Origin of the sequence: Spiroplasma endosymbiont of Polydrusus pterygomalis (assembly GCF_964030635.1) — a bacterium.
Lineage (GTDB): Bacteria > Bacillota_I > Bacilli_A > Mycoplasmatales > Mycoplasmataceae > Spiroplasma.
In genome coordinates, this window is record NZ_OZ034909.1 from 910,911 (window position 1) to 927,892 (window position 16,982).

General features: G+C 25.8%; 24 protein-coding genes. 20 read left to right on the forward strand and 4 right to left on the reverse strand.

Features of this window, described 5'->3' with window-relative positions; genetic code table 4:
- The first annotated feature begins 14 nt into the window (after positions 1-14).
- The 3 genes from phoU (at position 15) to ACQH23_RS05930 (ending at position 2,873) form a co-directional block, all read left to right on the forward strand.
- Positions 15-674, forward strand: a complete 660-nt coding sequence (gene phoU, locus ACQH23_RS05920) for a phosphate signaling complex protein PhoU (RefSeq protein ID WP_425377616.1) — start codon at positions 15-17, stop codon at positions 672-674.
- 127 nt (positions 675-801) lie between these two features.
- Positions 802-2,478, forward strand: coding sequence for a phospho-sugar mutase (locus ACQH23_RS05925; protein WP_425377617.1), 1,677 nt, complete (start codon positions 802-804; stop codon positions 2,476-2,478).
- A 41-nt stretch (positions 2,479-2,519) separates the two neighbouring features.
- On the forward strand, positions 2,520-2,873 hold the full coding sequence (locus tag ACQH23_RS05930; RefSeq protein WP_425377618.1) for a hypothetical protein: 354 nt from the start codon (positions 2,520-2,522) through the stop codon (positions 2,871-2,873).
- A 19-nt stretch (positions 2,874-2,892) separates the two neighbouring features.
- Here the strand turns inward: ACQH23_RS05930 and ACQH23_RS05935 are convergent, their stop codons facing one another.
- Positions 2,893-3,027: a hypothetical protein gene (locus tag ACQH23_RS05935; RefSeq protein ID WP_425377619.1), complete on the reverse strand. Its 135-nt coding sequence runs from the start codon at positions 3,025-3,027 to the stop codon at positions 2,893-2,895.
- A 118-nt stretch (positions 3,028-3,145) separates the two neighbouring features.
- Here ACQH23_RS05935 and ACQH23_RS05940 point away from each other — a divergent pair, with 118 nt between their 5' ends.
- The 4 genes from ACQH23_RS05940 to ACQH23_RS05955 all read left to right on the forward strand — a co-directional run bounded on the left by ACQH23_RS05940 (position 3,146) and on the right by ACQH23_RS05955 (position 6,850).
- Positions 3,146-3,889, forward strand: a complete 744-nt coding sequence (locus tag ACQH23_RS05940; protein ID WP_425377620.1) for a hypothetical protein — start codon at positions 3,146-3,148, stop codon at positions 3,887-3,889.
- Between the two features lie 3 nt (positions 3,890-3,892).
- Complete coding sequence (locus tag ACQH23_RS05945) at positions 3,893-4,657, forward strand: hypothetical protein (RefSeq protein ID WP_425377621.1); 765 nt, start codon at positions 3,893-3,895, stop codon at positions 4,655-4,657.
- A gap of 213 nt (positions 4,658-4,870) precedes the next feature.
- Positions 4,871-5,716 carry a hypothetical protein gene (locus ACQH23_RS05950; RefSeq protein ID WP_425377622.1) on the forward strand — a complete coding sequence of 282 codons (846 nt, stop codon included), beginning with the start codon at positions 4,871-4,873 and terminating at the stop codon, positions 5,714-5,716.
- Positions 5,717-6,043: 327 nt separating this feature from the next.
- Positions 6,044-6,850: a hypothetical protein gene (locus ACQH23_RS05955; RefSeq protein WP_425377623.1), complete on the forward strand. Its 807-nt coding sequence runs from the start codon at positions 6,044-6,046 to the stop codon at positions 6,848-6,850.
- 494 nt (positions 6,851-7,344) lie between these two features.
- Here the strand turns inward: ACQH23_RS05955 and ACQH23_RS05960 are convergent, their stop codons facing one another.
- Positions 7,345-7,797, reverse strand: coding sequence for a lipoprotein (locus ACQH23_RS05960; protein ID WP_425377624.1), 453 nt, complete (start codon positions 7,795-7,797; stop codon positions 7,345-7,347).
- A gap of 167 nt (positions 7,798-7,964) precedes the next feature.
- Positions 7,965-8,615, reverse strand: coding sequence for a hypothetical protein (locus ACQH23_RS05965; protein WP_425377625.1), 651 nt, complete (start codon positions 8,613-8,615; stop codon positions 7,965-7,967).
- A gap of 298 nt (positions 8,616-8,913) precedes the next feature.
- Between ACQH23_RS05965 and ACQH23_RS05970 the strand changes: the two genes are divergently transcribed.
- The 5 genes from ACQH23_RS05970 to ACQH23_RS05990 all read left to right on the forward strand — a co-directional run bounded on the left by ACQH23_RS05970 (position 8,914) and on the right by ACQH23_RS05990 (position 12,566).
- Entirely contained in the window at positions 8,914-9,171 is a 258-nt protein-coding gene (locus ACQH23_RS05970; protein ID WP_425377626.1) for a hypothetical protein, read from the forward strand.
- 3 nt (positions 9,172-9,174) lie between these two features.
- Positions 9,175-9,309: a hypothetical protein gene (locus ACQH23_RS05975; RefSeq protein ID WP_425377627.1), complete on the forward strand. Its 135-nt coding sequence runs from the start codon at positions 9,175-9,177 to the stop codon at positions 9,307-9,309.
- A gap of 82 nt (positions 9,310-9,391) precedes the next feature.
- Positions 9,392-10,798 (forward strand): hypothetical protein, encoded by a 1,407-nt coding sequence (locus ACQH23_RS05980; protein ID WP_425377628.1) that lies wholly within the window; start codon positions 9,392-9,394, stop codon positions 10,796-10,798.
- A 6-nt stretch (positions 10,799-10,804) separates the two neighbouring features.
- Positions 10,805-11,722: a hypothetical protein gene (locus ACQH23_RS05985; RefSeq protein ID WP_425377629.1), complete on the forward strand. Its 918-nt coding sequence runs from the start codon at positions 10,805-10,807 to the stop codon at positions 11,720-11,722.
- Entirely contained in the window at positions 11,712-12,566 is an 855-nt protein-coding gene (locus ACQH23_RS05990) for a hypothetical protein (protein WP_425377630.1), read from the forward strand. The genes ACQH23_RS05985 and ACQH23_RS05990 overlap by 11 nt, the downstream gene beginning before the upstream one ends.
- A 9-nt stretch (positions 12,567-12,575) precedes the next feature.
- Here ACQH23_RS05990 and ACQH23_RS05995 read toward each other — a convergent pair whose 3' ends face one another.
- Positions 12,576-12,905, reverse strand: a complete 330-nt coding sequence (locus ACQH23_RS05995; protein ID WP_425377631.1) for a hypothetical protein — start codon at positions 12,903-12,905, stop codon at positions 12,576-12,578.
- A 276-nt stretch (positions 12,906-13,181) separates the two neighbouring features.
- Here ACQH23_RS05995 and ACQH23_RS06000 point away from each other — a divergent pair, with 276 nt between their 5' ends.
- The 8 genes from ACQH23_RS06000 to ACQH23_RS06035 all read left to right on the forward strand — a co-directional run bounded on the left by ACQH23_RS06000 (position 13,182) and on the right by ACQH23_RS06035 (position 16,978).
- Positions 13,182-13,421 carry a hypothetical protein gene (locus ACQH23_RS06000; protein WP_338955090.1) on the forward strand — a complete coding sequence of 80 codons (240 nt, stop codon included), beginning with the start codon at positions 13,182-13,184 and terminating at the stop codon, positions 13,419-13,421.
- Between the two features lie 516 nt (positions 13,422-13,937).
- The gene (locus ACQH23_RS06005; protein ID WP_425377632.1) at positions 13,938-14,255 is read left to right on the forward strand and encodes a hypothetical protein; all 318 of its coding nucleotides are present in this window, start codon (positions 13,938-13,940) and stop codon (positions 14,253-14,255) included.
- Positions 14,256-14,264: 9 nt separating this feature from the next.
- The gene (locus ACQH23_RS06010) at positions 14,265-14,432 is read left to right on the forward strand and encodes a hypothetical protein (protein ID WP_425377633.1); all 168 of its coding nucleotides are present in this window, start codon (positions 14,265-14,267) and stop codon (positions 14,430-14,432) included.
- A 13-nt stretch (positions 14,433-14,445) separates the two neighbouring features.
- Positions 14,446-14,736: a hypothetical protein gene (locus ACQH23_RS06015; RefSeq protein WP_425377634.1), complete on the forward strand. Its 291-nt coding sequence runs from the start codon at positions 14,446-14,448 to the stop codon at positions 14,734-14,736.
- Complete coding sequence (locus ACQH23_RS06020; RefSeq protein WP_425377635.1) at positions 14,729-14,875, forward strand: hypothetical protein; 147 nt, start codon at positions 14,729-14,731, stop codon at positions 14,873-14,875. The genes ACQH23_RS06015 and ACQH23_RS06020 overlap by 8 nt, the downstream gene beginning before the upstream one ends.
- A 2-nt stretch (positions 14,876-14,877) precedes the next feature.
- A complete protein-coding gene (locus ACQH23_RS06025) occupies positions 14,878-15,654 on the forward strand; it encodes a hypothetical protein (protein ID WP_425377636.1) in 777 nt (258 codons plus the stop codon).
- Between the two features lie 2 nt (positions 15,655-15,656).
- Positions 15,657-16,523, forward strand: coding sequence for a recombinase RecT (locus ACQH23_RS06030; protein ID WP_425377637.1), 867 nt, complete (start codon positions 15,657-15,659; stop codon positions 16,521-16,523).
- Positions 16,508-16,978, forward strand: a complete 471-nt coding sequence (locus ACQH23_RS06035) for a hypothetical protein (RefSeq protein ID WP_425377638.1) — start codon at positions 16,508-16,510, stop codon at positions 16,976-16,978. Before ACQH23_RS06030 ends, ACQH23_RS06035 begins: the two co-directional genes overlap by 16 nt.
- The last annotated feature ends 4 nt before the right edge of the window (positions 16,979-16,982 follow it).

Consider the following 16,982-nt stretch of genomic DNA (forward strand, 5'->3'; position numbering starts at 1 on the left):
GAAGGAGACAAAATATGAGCGTTAAAATTGAAAATGATTTAGCACAAACAAAGCAAATGATTATTGATATGATTGCAATGACAAAAAATCAATATGATGATATGGTTAAATGTTTAGAAACAAATGACATTGAACTTGGTAAAAGTGTTATTTCAGATGATGAAACAATTAACAAAATGCAAGAAGCTTTCATTGAAGTTTCATTATGAAAAATTGCAAAACAACAAATGGTAGCAAGGGACTTACGTCGAATAGTTGGTTTTATTTTTATTGTTAAAGAAGTTGAACGAATTGCAGATTATGCAAAAAGCATTTGTCGTTATTATATTAAATATAAACCTTCAAACAAGTTAATTAGTTTTTTAAAAAAATTAGTTGCCAAAGTTATTGAAATGTTAACCGAAGTATCAAATATTTTTGAAGAGGAACGAATTAAGTCGGCCTATAATATTTTAAAATATGATGCGGAATTAGATAAAATTTATCGAGTTGAGAATGATGCATTAATTGAAAAAATTCGGGAAGCAAAAACAAAAGAAGAAATTAAAGTTATTACTTTAACAATGCAGCAGTTACGCTCAATTGAACGAGCAGGGACGCATATTATTAATATTGCCGAAACATTAATTTATATTATTGAAGGAAAAATCTATGATTTTGAATTACCAATCTAATATGGTCTTCATTAAGAAGATCATTTTTAATGCAAGATTATGTAAAATAATTAGGATTTACTATTAATTTATTAGTAAAATATTATAAAATAAAATTATTAAAAGGTTATTTTAAAGGAGAGTAAAAATGTCATATTTAGATAATTTAAATTTATGAAAAAATGCTAAAAATTTAGACCCAATTTTAGTAACTGAATTTCAGCAAATGTCAGAATCAGAATTACTTGCTGCTTTTTCAGATGATTTAGAATTTGGAACAGCAGGTTTACGGGGATTACTTGGACCAGGAACCGGGAAAATGAATTTATATACAATTCGAAGAGCAACATTAGCCTTTATGTCTTATTTAAAAACAATTTATGCTGCAAATGATTTAAAAACAAAAGGAGTTGTAATTGGTCATGATAATCGGCATTTTTCAAATGAATTTGCCCAAGAAGTTGCCGATATTTTTGCAAGTAATAATATTAAAGCAATTTTATTTGTCAATAATGAACTTCGGCCAACTCCTTTTGTTTCATATACAATTCGAAAAATAAAAGCCGTCGCAGGAGTTATTATTACAGCAAGCCATAATTCACGGGAATATAATGGTTATAAAATTTATGATCATAATGGGTCGCAATTTTTACCAATGGCAACAGATGTTATTGGCGAAAATTATTTGAAAATTAAGGAAGAAGTTTTTACTTTGGTTTTACATCCTGATGCAAGTTTAATTACTTATGTTGACAAAGCAATTGAGGAAAATTATGTTACTGATGTTAAAGCGATGCAGTTTTATCCGGAACAAAAACGCAATATTAAAATTGTTTTTTCTAATTTGCATGGGACAAGTAAAGAGTGGACTCCACGAATTTTAGAAGAGTGTGGTTATGAAGTTATTATTGTGAAGGAACAATTTGCTAATGATCCGAATTTTACCTTTGCTCCAAATCCAAATCCAGAATTAACAGAATGCTATGATTTAGCATTAAAATATGCCAAAAAAGTAAAGGCTGATGTTATTATTTTGAATGACCCTGATGCTGATCGCTTAGGGATTGGCGTTAAGATTAAGGATGATAAATATTATTTAATGACTGGAAATGAAACAGCCCCAGTTTTAATTGAATATTTGTTTTCGCATTATCAAAAGCAAAAAACATTAGCTCCAAATGGTGTTATGTATAATACTTTTGTTACTGGTAATTTATCAGATAAAGTTGCAGAAAGTTATGGCGTTCAAGTAGTTAAAACATTAACTGGTTTTAAATGAATTGGTGACCAAATGAGCAAAGCACCAGCGAAAGGGTTACAATTTTTATTTGGCTTTGAAGAAGCATATGGTTATGTTTTAAAAGACATTACCCGTGATAAAGATGGGATTCAATCATCATTAGTATTAGCAGAGGCTTGCTGATATTATCATCAACAAGGAAAAACATTATATGATGTCTTAGTTGAACAATATAATAAGTTTAATTATTTTTATTGTAAAACAGTTAACTTAGTTCGTGATGGAATTGATGGTAAAAAAATCATTAATAATATGTTAAAGAAACTACGTCAAGAAACAATTACTAGTTTATTTCAAATTAAATGTACAAAGAAAGAAGATTATTTGGCAGGATTATATGAAATGCCAGGACAAGATTTACTGAAATTTTATTTTGAAGATGGTAGTTGATTTGCCGTTCGTGCCAGTGGAACAGAGCCGAAAATAAAATTTTATTTTGTTTGTGTCGATAAAACAAGTGAACAAGCAGCGGCAAAGATGACGGCAATGTACCAAGAGTTGGAAACTAATTATTTAAATGTATAAAACTTATGCTAATATATATTTAGAAAATAGGGGGATTTGGTATGGCAAAAATTATATTTGAAGCGGATGATAATCGCAAAGGAAATGTTGATAAAATTTTTGTTATAAATAAACAAATTTTACAAAAAGGGGATAAAATTGCTAATATTATTATCCAAAATAAAGTCTATGAAATGAAAGCGCCAATTACTGGTGAAGTACAAAATATTTTTGTCTATGAAAATAAAGTTATTAATAGTGGTGATATTTTATTATATTTAACACCAATTAAGCCAACCCTTAAAGCACAAAACTATGGTTCTGATCAAAGTTATAATACGATTTCATTTAATAATTTAGGAAAATATAATGTGCATAATAGAGTACCAATTGATATTAAAAAATCAGAAACATAAATTTTTCGTGAAGAGTTAATTAGACTTCTTGCGATACTATGATAATCATTGCAAGAAGTCTAATATTTAACATTTTATTAAAAGTATTTTGTTTTATTCCTGTTAATCGCAATAATTCTTTATCATTAAGAAATTTAAAGTTATCATTTTTCATAGTTTTATACCCGCCTAATTTATATTTTTTATTTTTAATTATATTTGCCAAATTGTAAAGTTAAGTGCAACTAAATTATCTTTCGCCAATCGAATATTTGGTTAGAAAAATAATTTAGTTGCACTTAACTTTACAATTTGGCATTAAATCAAAAGAACTATGAGCTAATCGTACGCACTGATATGGGGTATTAGATGATGGTTTAATGAATGCTTACAATATGGGAAATAAAAAAGCATTACAAGATGTATTTGATGATATTTTTATTCAATCAGGTCAAACGGCAGCAGATGGGACAGCATCTCAATCTTTACAAGTAGTACAAGGTGCGCCAACCTTAGAAACATATACCGAAGACCAAAAATCAATTATTGAGCAAGTATATTTAGCCTGTCATTTTTCTAGCCCATTTGGGGACAAATCAGATAATGACCAGAATAAAACACAGTCATTATTAACTAAAACAAAAGACTTAGAAAAACAAGCATATTTACAAGCATATCGTAAGCAATATTATAATAAAATGTTTGATACTGTTTTAAAATATTATGGTTTATGAAATGGTAGTAGTGAACGACCTTATGGTTTTGATTTTATTAGCGCTAGTTTAGTTGACCAAATGCGCCAAAATGAATTAATTACTGCTAGATTAGATAATAGCACAATGGAACCAATAAGAGCTATAACTGAATATGATAATATTGATGAATTAGAAGCAACAAAATATTATGAAAAAATAGAAGAATGACAAGATAAAATGCAAGCCAAAGAAATCGAACATAATAATAAATTACTAGAATATGATGAAACTGGTAATAATCAAAATGCCTTACAAGGTAGAACGGAAATAAAGGAGAATTAAAAAATGAGTAGAATTAACCCAGGAGTTATCGAAGAACTAAGAAGACAAGCCCACGATACTTTAATAGATATAAGAGAAAATATAAAAGATAATAGACATTGAATGGTATTTCCTTTTAATGTTTATAGTTCATATATTCCTGATACTGAAACAGGTTGAAAACCTAATAACGCAAAGCCTAGTGATTATGGTAGTTATTCAAGAATATTTGATAATATGGAAAGTATGATTGCTCAATGACAAGATAGTTTAAAAATAGTTCAAAAACATAAAGATGAAGAAATTAATATCTTAACAATTGATGATTTTAGTAAACAATCAATTAATTCAACTATATGAGCCAATAATGAAACACCGTTCGCGATAAAATTAAAAGATGAAAATAATAATGTTTATTGAAAATTAATTGATGGGGAAAATATTTATGATATTAATAGAATGTTAGAATACTTAAAGCAATATAAAATAAGTTATTTTATTAATAATGATAATAAAGCTGATAATTTTTATACAAAAGAAGTTAAAGTTGGTAAACATTGAGATGCTTATATGATTGATGATAGAAGTTCGATTCAATTTGGTGAAGCTAAATTTGAACAAGTATTTACTCAGCAATCAACTGAAAGACAATATACTTTATTAATTTTAGATGAAGATGCAGATAAATTAAATATTAATGATTATTATAACTTTTATACGGTTTTTAATGACCATGGATTAAATATTGGTGGAGGTAATATAAATATTGCTCCCCAAGATAGACAATAATTATATCCATCAAATGTTATTAATTATTATTCACCATGAGATGGTAGTTTTTTATGACAAGAAATTACCTTTTCAAGTATTAATGACAAAATTAGTAATAGTGGTTTATCAGTACGACAATTTATTCAAACATCAGCACCTGGGGAAGGTTATTGTTTTCCTAAAATAACTTATAATGAGAAAACAAATACATCAACTATTGAATTAGATGATATGTTATTAAAAGACCCCAGTGTTAGAGCAATGGCAGTTAAATTTTATGGTAATCCGATATTTTTTGATATGCCCGTTATTGGCCGGCCAATTATTAAAGGTCAATTTAATCCAAAAGTAATGAATTCACGAGATTTATTAATGTATAACATGTATCCGTGTCCGCCTGACAAAGTTAATACTTTTGCTTCACCTGAAGTAAGTTGATATAACATTCAAGGGATTCAACCAACAATGATAACTGGTTATGAAAACTGAAAAAAAGATATGGAAAGTAGATATGATTTTTGAAAGCAAAAAAATAGTGAGGGTATTGTTATAACTGACCAAGAAAGTTCGACAGCTACCAATCCTACTGTTGGAAAAACAATTAAAGAAGAAAATAATGACTCTAAATTTTATTGGTCTAAAAATTGAAAAATAACGCCACCAAGTCAAATAAAAGTAAATAGTGGTGACGTTAATAATATTATTAGTACCCAAGCATCATCATATTTTAGAAGAAAAGATGAATTTGGTAATACTGTTGGTAGTGTTAAAATTGAATACAATAAAATGGGTTCATGTAATGTTTGAGATATTTTAAATATGAATAATTTTATTAATCGCCAAATTACTGTCTTACCTTTAAACTATAATCAAAAGTTAGTTTTTAATCCTTTTACGATACCAGGCGGAGTTGGTAAATTCTTAAACTTTATTTCGTTTGGTATTCCTTGAGGATGAGTTATTAATCAAGATGAAAAAACTTGACCTAATTTTCAATGATTAAATGGATTTATGAGTGCTAATATTTATAGTTTTTATAATGATGCTTTTTGTTCTGAAAACTCAAAAGGTAAATAACATTTACCTTTTGAAATATTTAGAGAACAAGGCAATGATAAAGTTGGTGCTATTTTTGGAGGAAATGCTACTAGTTTCGGGTTTACTAATTTATTAACTGATAAATTAGTAAGTACTGTTTTAACTAAGGATGGTAAACCAACAAATAATATAGTTTATTCAACATATAATCTAAAACAATTAAATCAAAAAACTAACCGAATTTATTTAATTAATGAACTTACAACAGCAGTAGATGCTCAAACACCAGTTAGTGACGGTGAAGAAGATAATGATTGTGAATTCTTACAAACACCAGATGGGACAAATTGTAGTTATATAATTGATATGTTTTCAATACAAGCATTATATAAAGGTAATTTTGAAATTATCTTTTATGCTGATAACCCATATACCAATAATGAAGAAGATTATTTAAGATTATCAGTATGGAGTTTTCGTGGAAAAACAAAAAGTACATTAAATAATTATTTACGAGATATGACAACTAATTATAAAACCAGTTTCTTATTACCACATGATTATGAAATACCAACCTTTAATTATCCACAATATGTATTACCACCAGTGCCATATAATTATTCAGAATATACAAAAGATATCTGAGATGCTAATACAGCAAAACCATTAAAAACTAAAATTACAGCACCACCACAATGCAAAAAAACAGGCAGTCGTTTAGTTAATTTATTTTCTGATGAATTTAATTATGGTTATTATGAAACTGAAATTGATTTAAAACAAATTGACCCAACAATTCAAAGTATTAGTAAATTCCAAGATGTTTATAAAACCATTGAAATAACTAATCTTAATAATTTACAAGTTGAATGTGGGTCACCTGATATCGAAAATTTTATTCCTAATAGAAATGTTAATATATTTGGTGGTGCCAATGATTGTAGCAATAATTTATTTTCATTAGCAAATATAACCTTACAACAAGAGGGTTTATCACAAACAGATAAAGTTAATTTTGATAATACAATAACTTTATATACTAAAAATATAAAAATAAATCATACTGAAACAAAATATGCTACTGGTCTTGCTAATGGAACACCAAGTGAAAATTATCTTAATGTATATAATACATTGGATAATATTTTCGGTGTAAGATTTTTTTACAAATAACAAAATTAGTTTTTACTGATAAAGATAAAATTAAAGAAACATATTTACAAGCATATTATACTAATAATGTAAAATTAAAAATTAGATTTACAAAAGTACTATTACCTATTTTACAAAGTTTTTATGTTGATTTTTATGCAAAACCAAAATATTGGGGAAATATCAAAGATATAACAATATATATTTCTAACCCAAATTTCTTGGGAATTAAAAATAAAAGTATTAACCCAGTTAAAATTACAATTAAACCAAGATAAAAATAGAAAAAAGATATTTATATCTCTTTTTTGTTATTAATCTTTAATTTTGTCGAAAAATCTTGATAAAGTTAAAAACCCTTATAAAATATAGATATTTGCAAGAAATACATTTTATAAAAAACCTAATAAAATCAGGGTTTTGTTAAAATATCAAGAGTTTTCGACAAAATTAAAGTTATTAATTAACTTTTACATTACCATTTTCATTTAAAATTAAATTAGGCTCTGTCGTATCTAAATTTCAACGATAAACTGATTTAAAATAATTATCATTTTTATTTTTTCAATAGTGAAAATAAGACTCTTTTCCTTAAAAATTATTTTTTTACTATGTATTCCAAAATAACCATTAACTCTATACATTAAACTATAATCATCTTTATAACCTCTAATAATTATTGTATCGTATGTATTATTATTAAATTTAGTTAAATACCAACTATCATTTTTATCGCCACGCCATACTACATAATAATATTTATTATCAACTATATTAAATGGTTTTTCTTTTGGTGTTATTCATTCTAAATTGTTTTTAATATTTTCATCTTTTGTATCTATTTTATTTTCTTCTTTTAACTTTGCTAATTCATCTTCGCTATATTGTGGTGTATTACAAGCAAATAAACTTGTTGTACTTGTTCCAATTAAAGTGATTGATCATAAAATATTTAGTATTTTTTTCATATAATATCCTTTCTATTTTTTATAAAGTTTGTTATTTAATTAAAAATGGAAATAAATTATTGATTTTACTTCCATTATTTTTATATAGATTTAATAACAATATTAATTAACAATTAGGATTAACAACAACTTGATAACATTCATCAAGTGTTCTGTGTCTATTATTTCTAGACTTCTCTAGCTTCTATGGAACTTAATCATTGATTGCTTGGAATATCATTTATATCTCCGATTTCAACTATCGTAACATTATTTGGATTTCTTCTAATTTCAACAGAATTAAATTCTCCATCAACTTGAACCCCAATTGAGACACCATTTTGATTTACATTCGCCTCTCTTATTCGTTGAGTAAGGTTAGTTGCATTACCGGCCGTTAGTCTTACAATAACAATTCCAGCAATAGTTGTTAAAGCATTATTTAAAGCATTACGACCCATATTTTCATAATCTGGGGCAGCAGCAATTGCACCAATAATTGCTGCTGAAAGTGTTGAAGCAGCTAAAGCAGCATTATCAGACATTCTTATGTTTCCGATTATATTAGCTGCGGCATTTCTTATAGAAACAGCAAAATATCTTCATGTATTTCTTAGCGGAGTTAAAAAAACATCATTATAATTAAAATTATTTAAATTACTATTTTCATATTGTCTTTTATCTCTTTTTAAATTTTCTAAATTATTTGTTTGTGAATAAATAATACCATTATTTTCTAATTTAATTTCTTCTTCTTTATAAGGACTGGCAGCAATTATTGTTGGCATAGCGCTTCCACTAATAGTTAATATACTTAATAAACTAAGTAACTTTTTCATACTTGTTTTTCTCCGCTTCTTAATCTTGAAACTTTTTATCAAGATCTATTCCCAGTATATATATACAAGCAAAATTAGTAATTATTTTAAAAACTTTTATCTTGTTAAAAAGCTATTAATACACGTTTTAAGGGGTAAATTAGCAATGAAATATATTAAATTTATTTATTTTTACATAAAGTGTTGTATTAGTAAAATAATAGTATATAATGAAGGCATAGGTTTAATCTTTTTCCGTAAAAAAGAGTTACGCTGACTTGTTAATCGGACAAGGATAAAAAAAGAGGAGTTTATAAAAATGGCACTTATAAAAGAACAATTAATCGAACAAGGTTTAAGTGAAGAAATTGCAGAAAATATCTTAAATCAGTTTAATAATGAAGAAAAACAAATTAGAGAAAGTGTGCAAAAACGCGAAGATGTTATATCAAAAGAAGACTTTATTAAATTATCTAATGAATTAGATGAATTAAAAGCCTTTAAAGATGTTCCATCTACTAAAATTGAAGATATTAAAACTAATTTAGAAAAAGTTAGTGGCAATTCTTTATCTTAAAAAATGCAAACTTTAAAAGAATTAAAACCTGATTTGTTTGTGCAAGAACAACCATCAGTTTCACCAACTAATTTTATTAAAGATATGATTGAAAATTCGGTTGAAAATAAAAATGATGAAATTGAAACTATTAAATAAAAAGGAGCATATACTCCAGAAGAAATTAAGAAATTAACTGATTATACACTTAAAAACCTTAGATAATAAGGGAGTGAATATTATGGCAACAATTAATTTGCCGCAAGTACATTTTACATTACAAGGTAATACAACAGGTCAAAAAGCCTATGTTGATATGGTTAACGCTATGCTAAGAGGACCATTAATGAATGAGCATGCAAGTATTATGCAATATGCAACTGCAACAGCAGAACAAGTTGCTTGATTACCTAATGCAGGACAAGCGTTATATAATTTAACTCATCGTGTGGTATGACAAGATGATTATGCATTACCAAATGGTGGGGCAACTCAAACTATGGGATTAACAAGAATTCCGGTGCCTATTAATAAAAGATTTAATTTAAAATTAATGAATGAAGCATTTGATTTAGCAATGATAGAACAAAATATTAAAAATGGTATTATTGCTGATGCTATTGCTAGTGTTGTACAGAATAAATTTGTTAATTTAGAATGTGAATTAATTCAGGGGATTTATGATTATTGTTTAGCAGATGGTCAATATGAAGTAATTCCATTTCGTGGTTATACAGCAGATAATGCTGATGATGCAAATAAAGCATTCTTTACATTAAATGAAACTTTGATTGAATTAACAAATCAAATTAGTAATTTATATTTTGATTTACCAACCGATAAAATGTTTATGGTTTTAGGACGAAGATCCTATTTAGGATTAACACCTGCTTATTTAAAAGTAATTGGTTCACAAGCTCAATTAAAAGCAATGGTTAACGGTGAATTATATGAAAATACCGCAATGGGTATTCCGGTATCAAAAAGTTTTCATTTAGAAAAAACATATACAAAAGGACAAGTTAACCGAGATAAAGGTTATAATTTTACTAATATAAATGGTTTACTTATTAATAAACAAGTATGAGCATATCCAATTAATATGGATACTATTCAACAAGTTTTAGATAATGATACTGCTAACTCTAAATGAATTGGTAAAGTACAATATGCAACACCAACTATTTTATATCCAAAAACATGTAAAATTATTTTAGAAAAACAACCAACACAAGAAGAAATTGATACTGCTAAAAGTAATTTAAATAAAACATTTAGAGTGCCGGTTGATTATGAAATTTATACACCAATAAATACAACAAAATCTAATGCAATTTCAACACCAGATGTTGCTAAAATGGATATTAGTAAAATTAATAAATTAGATACACCTACTATTCATATAGAGGACCCAACACAAACAACAGTCGAACAATTAAAACCACAATTTAAAGATGCTATTTTAAAAGCAGTTAAAGCCGTAAATATTTATTTAACTGAAAGTGACTTTAATTACTTTATTGAAAGTAAAGGTGTTGATTGACCAATAAATATTACAAATGATACAAAGGTTTTTGTACAAATTGAAGGTAAAAACAACGCTACTGGTCAAACAAAGTCAATTGAAGTAGTAATTAAAAATTCTTAATAAACAATGAATTTATTAATATTACGAATTTTAACTTTATTAACAGAAAATTTAGGAAATAAACCTTTAATAAATAAGTTTGTTAATTTAATTAATAAGGTTAATAAGTTTGCTTCATATTATGCTAATCCTTTTCAAAAGATTACAAATAAAGTTGAAGATATTTATCAGTGATTAAATCCTTATACTTATTTAAATTTAATTAAAAAAGGTCATAAAAAAGAAATACAGCAAATATTAAATAAATTAGAAAAAGATAACAATATTAAAAATAGAGAGCAATTTAAAAAAGAAAATTATCTAAACACTAATTGACAACCTTTAAATAGTGGTTGGCTTAATAGTGGTATGTTTAATATAACAAATAAGTTAACTTTAACAGGTAATTTAACTATTTTAATATATACAAAAACAGCAAAACACCCGAATTTTTATGGTCCATATGTTTATCCTAGTGTTCCATTTGAAATTTGAAAATTATTAAGTAATGCTGTATCTAATGCTGGAACTTTATTTTGGCGTTATTGATTAAGAAAATGATTACCTAGTCATTTAAGAGATTATATTAAAAAACGATTACCAAAAGAATTAAAAGAAAAATACCCAAAAGGAAATATTAAATTAACATTACCACATATTCAAAAATTACAACAAATTAAAACGTTTATTAATAATTTAAAGATTGGGCATTTTAATTTTAATTTTGCTGGTGAAATTAATAACAAAAAATGATATCGAGAGCGAAAAAGTGATGTTAAAAATATTAAGAATTTATATAAAACACCAGTTAAAAGTATGTTTTATAAAACTAATCAAACTATTTGAAAAATTAAAAAAGTACAAAGAAAAGTTAATAGTTATAAACTATCTAATTTAAGAAATAAATATCGTAATCAATTAAGGGGTGTATTATATGGAAAGTAATTTAAATAATTTATTATTTATAACAGTTGAAGATGTTAAAAAAAGTAAACTTTGACAACCTATTAATGATCGTAAGCAATCTGCTTATAATGATAATTTAATTTATAATGCTATCTTAAAAACTAGTTTATGAATGGATAGATTATCAGGTGGGACAATTTCAGATAAGATTAATAAAAAAGATTTATTTCCATGAGTAAAAAAAGATAATACAGGTTTAATTGAATATGATAAATGATTAAGTTATATTCAATCTGCTTGTTTATTAGCAGTTATGAATTGATATTTACCAAAAGGAGTTAATGATTTAACTGGTAGTGCTTCATTTTCACAAGGTGGTGTGGCATATTCACAAACAAATGACCCCGAAGCAAATGAAAATATTACTCGTGATGTTAAAAATGCTTTAAAATTAGCAGGCGAAATTATTGATATTATATCTAGTAAAACAGTAGATAGACCATATAATTATCATTTAGGAAATTATTTTCATCCTTGAGAAGAAGAATATAAATATATTACGAAAAAAACATTTTATGAAACTTTATTATTTTATTTAAAAGAACGAGTACAAACTGATAATACTATTAATATTACTCACCCAACAATTATCGATTATAGTAAAATTGATTATAATGAATATATTAAACTTGTTGTTCCGTTTGATAATGATACGATTTATTATGATAATGGGGTTTGAAAAGCAAAACAATGTTCAAATGTAGAAACATCAATTGATAATAAAACTATCATTGAAAATAAGAATGATGAAATTGTAGTTTCAGATTTTAAACAAGATATATTAATAAGTGGAATAGACTGCACCCAAAAAAGTAAGTGTTAATAAAAAGGTTTACAAACTTTCATTTATTATATATTTTTCTTTTTGGTTTGAATATCATTTATTTCATTTTTTAACATCATTAATATATTCATTATGAGATTTATAATTTTTATTATGGATTGTTCCTTTTTTAAGTAATGAATGAAAACTTTCAATAATAATGTTGTCTGCACAATGATAATTTTTACCCATTGAAATTATAATTTTGTTATCTAAACATTTACTATTATAATCTTTAGATGTATATTGATATCCGTGATCTGAATGAATTATTGTTTTATTTAGATCTTTTTTTATTTTTTTAATTGGCATCGTGTACGATGAACCTCCAAAAAACAACTCTTGTTAAATAAAAAGGGTTGTTTTTTTATTTGTAAACCCATAATTATTAATTAATTCAGAGAAAGGGCAGCATCTTAAATTCTTAAAATAGAAACTTTTTATCGCAACTTTTTCGTTAACTTAAAGTTGTTTACACATTTATTAAATATCTTATAAATCATTACAAAGTGTACCTTTTTTTTCTCCTAATTTAAGGTGTTGTCCTTTCTCTGTTTTAGTTAATTAATTTGGCTAATAAATAAAAAAACTTAATATCAAAGAAAGGAGTAAGTAATGGAAATTAATACGCAACAAACAATCTGTGATGTTGATAATTGCTATAAATCAATATCATTCATTACCGAAGAATTTTTATCAAATAAAGTTTTATGAACTTGTGATAAACACAAAGATTTATTAAATCGTACAAAAGATAAGAAACAAAAGCGATTTTATCAAAAAATAGAAAATTCAAAAATTATCTTTGATTGAGAAACTGGTTATTTTAAACTTTGATTTTATAAAACAACTTAATGCAGTGTGGGACGGTTATTTTAAATAACTAAGTGCTTCCATAAGAACATGAGTTTAAGCTCATTTCCACAGCCAGCCGAGGCAAGTACTGAAATAGTGTATGAGGAAATATGTAAATCGGCGCTGGTTATATTTAAACTAAGCGATAGTCGTGATAAGTGCAAGGTCAACATCGAACGACAATAAAAATAGAGATGGCCACTTTATAAATAAATTTGCGATATATATTGTCCCATCGAGGATGGCAGCGGTTCTACAAACCACAACGCCAGCACCAGGCTCTTCAAGGTGCAAGTGAATTTATTTTAAAAACTGAACGTTTTGACCTGAAATGGTGCGGATGAAGAGAGAGAATTCTCTGGCTTTACCTCATAAAAACAACTGTCTATTATCTAATAATAAACAAATATTAAATATATTATCGCCACCGCTCACCCCTAGTGAAGCGGATGGCGTAGTAAATAAATAGATAAATACTTATATAACTAATTCTCGCTTTGGCACTTTCACTTGGGAGTGAGTGCCAGCAAATTAAAAATAGGAGGAAATATAATGGAATATAAAAGTTTGTATATTAATAAAACTTGAAATGAAATAACAACATTATTTGATTGAGTGAATTGTCAACCTGTTAATTGTCGTATTTCTCATCATAAAAATCATTATGATTTACAGTGTTTAGAATGAGCAAAAATGTACTTAAATTTATTTGAAGATAAATGAGACGTTATTGCTTCTTATATGCAACATTACAAAATTAACGATATTTTAGATTTAGCATCAGATGGTTGAAAAATATTACAAATTGAGAAAAAAATCAATCAAATAATTTAGGATTTTTATATGAAAAAGTTAAATAAAATTTGTCTTAAACAAAGATATTGAGGTTATTGTTTTCATAAAGAATGCAATAAAGAAAATAAATTGAATGAATTAATGCTTAAAAGTTATTCAGTATCGCAAGAAGATATTACGGATGAACATTTAGCATTAAACAATAAAAATAATTAGGAGGAATAAGAAAATGTCATATTGTATTAGTGATTACTTAAATGAAAAATGAATTAATAATAACGCATTAAAAATTAGTAATAAAGATATTATTTATGCACAAATTGATAGTGACTATGATATGAGTTGAGAATTAAATTTATATCTTAAATTTGGTAATGAAGAGCGACATGTAGGTAATATTTCATTGCCAAAAGATTTTGATTTAAATTTAAAATGATATGAAATTGATGAGGTTAAAGGTTTAATAGATGATTATTTAGAAGATGAAGAAGCAGACTACGAAGTGATAAATTATGAATAATATGTGAAAAGATGAAAGTGGTTATGTTTATAGCGAAGAAGATTTATTTAATATCGCATTAGAAGAATGTTGTTCAGAAGAGACTGCTTACGAATATATTGATAATTTAATTATGGATATGAATTTGGAGGAAATTTAATTATGGCAGATTTAAAGTTAAATAATCAAATTAAAAATATTACCTATCCATTTTATTTAAAAGGTAATGATTTTAAAGAATTAAGTTTAAAAGCATTACCGATTAAAAATTGAATTGATAATCACGGTAAAGAATTAGCAGAGTTTATCTATCGTCATCTTAATCATTATGCATTAAATGGTTATCAAGATATACATTTAAAAGATATACCCAGTGCTATTAGTAAAATTGATTTTGTTTTTAGAGAACCATTAGAATTAATAAAAGATTTTAAAGATGAATTAAATCGAATTAGAGTTAATATTATTAATTTAGAAAAAGTACTTCAAAATAATAAAATTGAAATTAAAAATAGCCTAATACAAGTTCAATACTTAAAACAACAACAGTTTATTCAAACTAAAAAACAAGAACAAGAAAATAGGGTTGAATATGCTAATAACTTAACGCCTGATATGGGGTTAGACATGGACCAAATTGAAGATGAACAAGTTCGTGTTATGGAAGATGTAGCAAAAATAGAACAAGATTTAGAAAAAACTACTAGTAAATTTCGGAAAGAAAAAATATTAATTAAAGATATTGATATTTTGGGTGTTAATGATGATTTTTTACAAAATGCTGATAAATTAGAACTTATTAATTTAATTAAAAATTATTTAATTGTTGATGAACAAATTGTTAAAAACGAAATTAAAAAACAATGAGATAGTAATAAAAACATTAATACTATTGGTGTTAATGGAATTAAATTCAAAATAAATAAAGGAGAGAAATAATTATGAATAATCAAATGGGAATAAAAGAATTAGTAGCAACAGCAGTTAAAGCATATGAATTAAATGTTAATGCTAAATATTTACAAGAAAATTTAATTTCTTTACAAGAACTAAAATTAAAAAATAATCAAAGTTATATGAATTTAGTGGGTAATGCTGATAATGGAAAAATTACAGCCTTAGGAATTATTAATTTAAGTAATAAAGGTTTAATATTCGGAAAAGATTTTAATATTATTCCATTTAAAAATAAATTAACAACTATTATTGATAGTAGTGTGTTTCAAAAAAGAATGGAACAAGAAAATTGAATGTTAAAACGAGGAATTATTTATAAAAGTGAAAAATTTGTATGAGATACCGATTTACAAAAACCAAAATTACATGAAATAGATTTTATGACAAATACCAGTCAATATGAAAATATTATTGGTGCTTATGCTTTTGGAATTAATCGTTTAACTGGTGAAACAAAAGGAATTTTATTAAGAAAAGCCGATATTGACCGTTTAAAAAATAGTAGTCCAAGTGGAAATAGTGAATATTCGCCTTGAAATAAATGACCAAAAGAAATGGTTGAAGCAAAATTATATCGTAAATTAGCCCAAGAATTAGGTGTAGATATTACTGACATTGATTTAGATGAAAAAGAAATTAAAGAAGATGGTAATTTTGATTATATACCTTTTAATGATATTACTGTCGCCAAAAATAAGGGGCATATGAGCGATGAACCCTTATCAAACAATATAAATACCTCATCTTATATAGAAATAGCGGATACAAACAATAATGTAGTTAAAGAAGAAGATATCTCTAATGTAGTACCAACAGTTAATAATAATGATGAAGAATGAGCAACTTGATAAAAATAGGTATTGACCCATCAGGGACTGGTACTACTGCTATCGTTACTTTTAAAGATAATAAATTAATTGATAAATCCGAATATACACATTATGATTGAATTACACAACCCGATATTATTTTAGATGTATTAAGACCAGATGCAATTATTAATATTGAAGATTGTTTATATACATCTGCTAATGCAAGTAAAGATAGGGATGATTTATTAAAAGTAATTGGAACAGTTAAATACAATACAAAAAAAGTGCACAATATTAATTGAGTATCACCAAAACATACTAAATCAATTGTTAAAAATATGGAAAATTTAAGTAAATATAATGATAGTTGTATATGAGAATTTGATAAAGATAGTAATTTAATTTATCAATATGGTAAAGGTTGAAAATATAATAATGATAAGATAAGTAATCATTTACGAGATGCCATTATTATTGCTAATTATGAGGTTTAATATT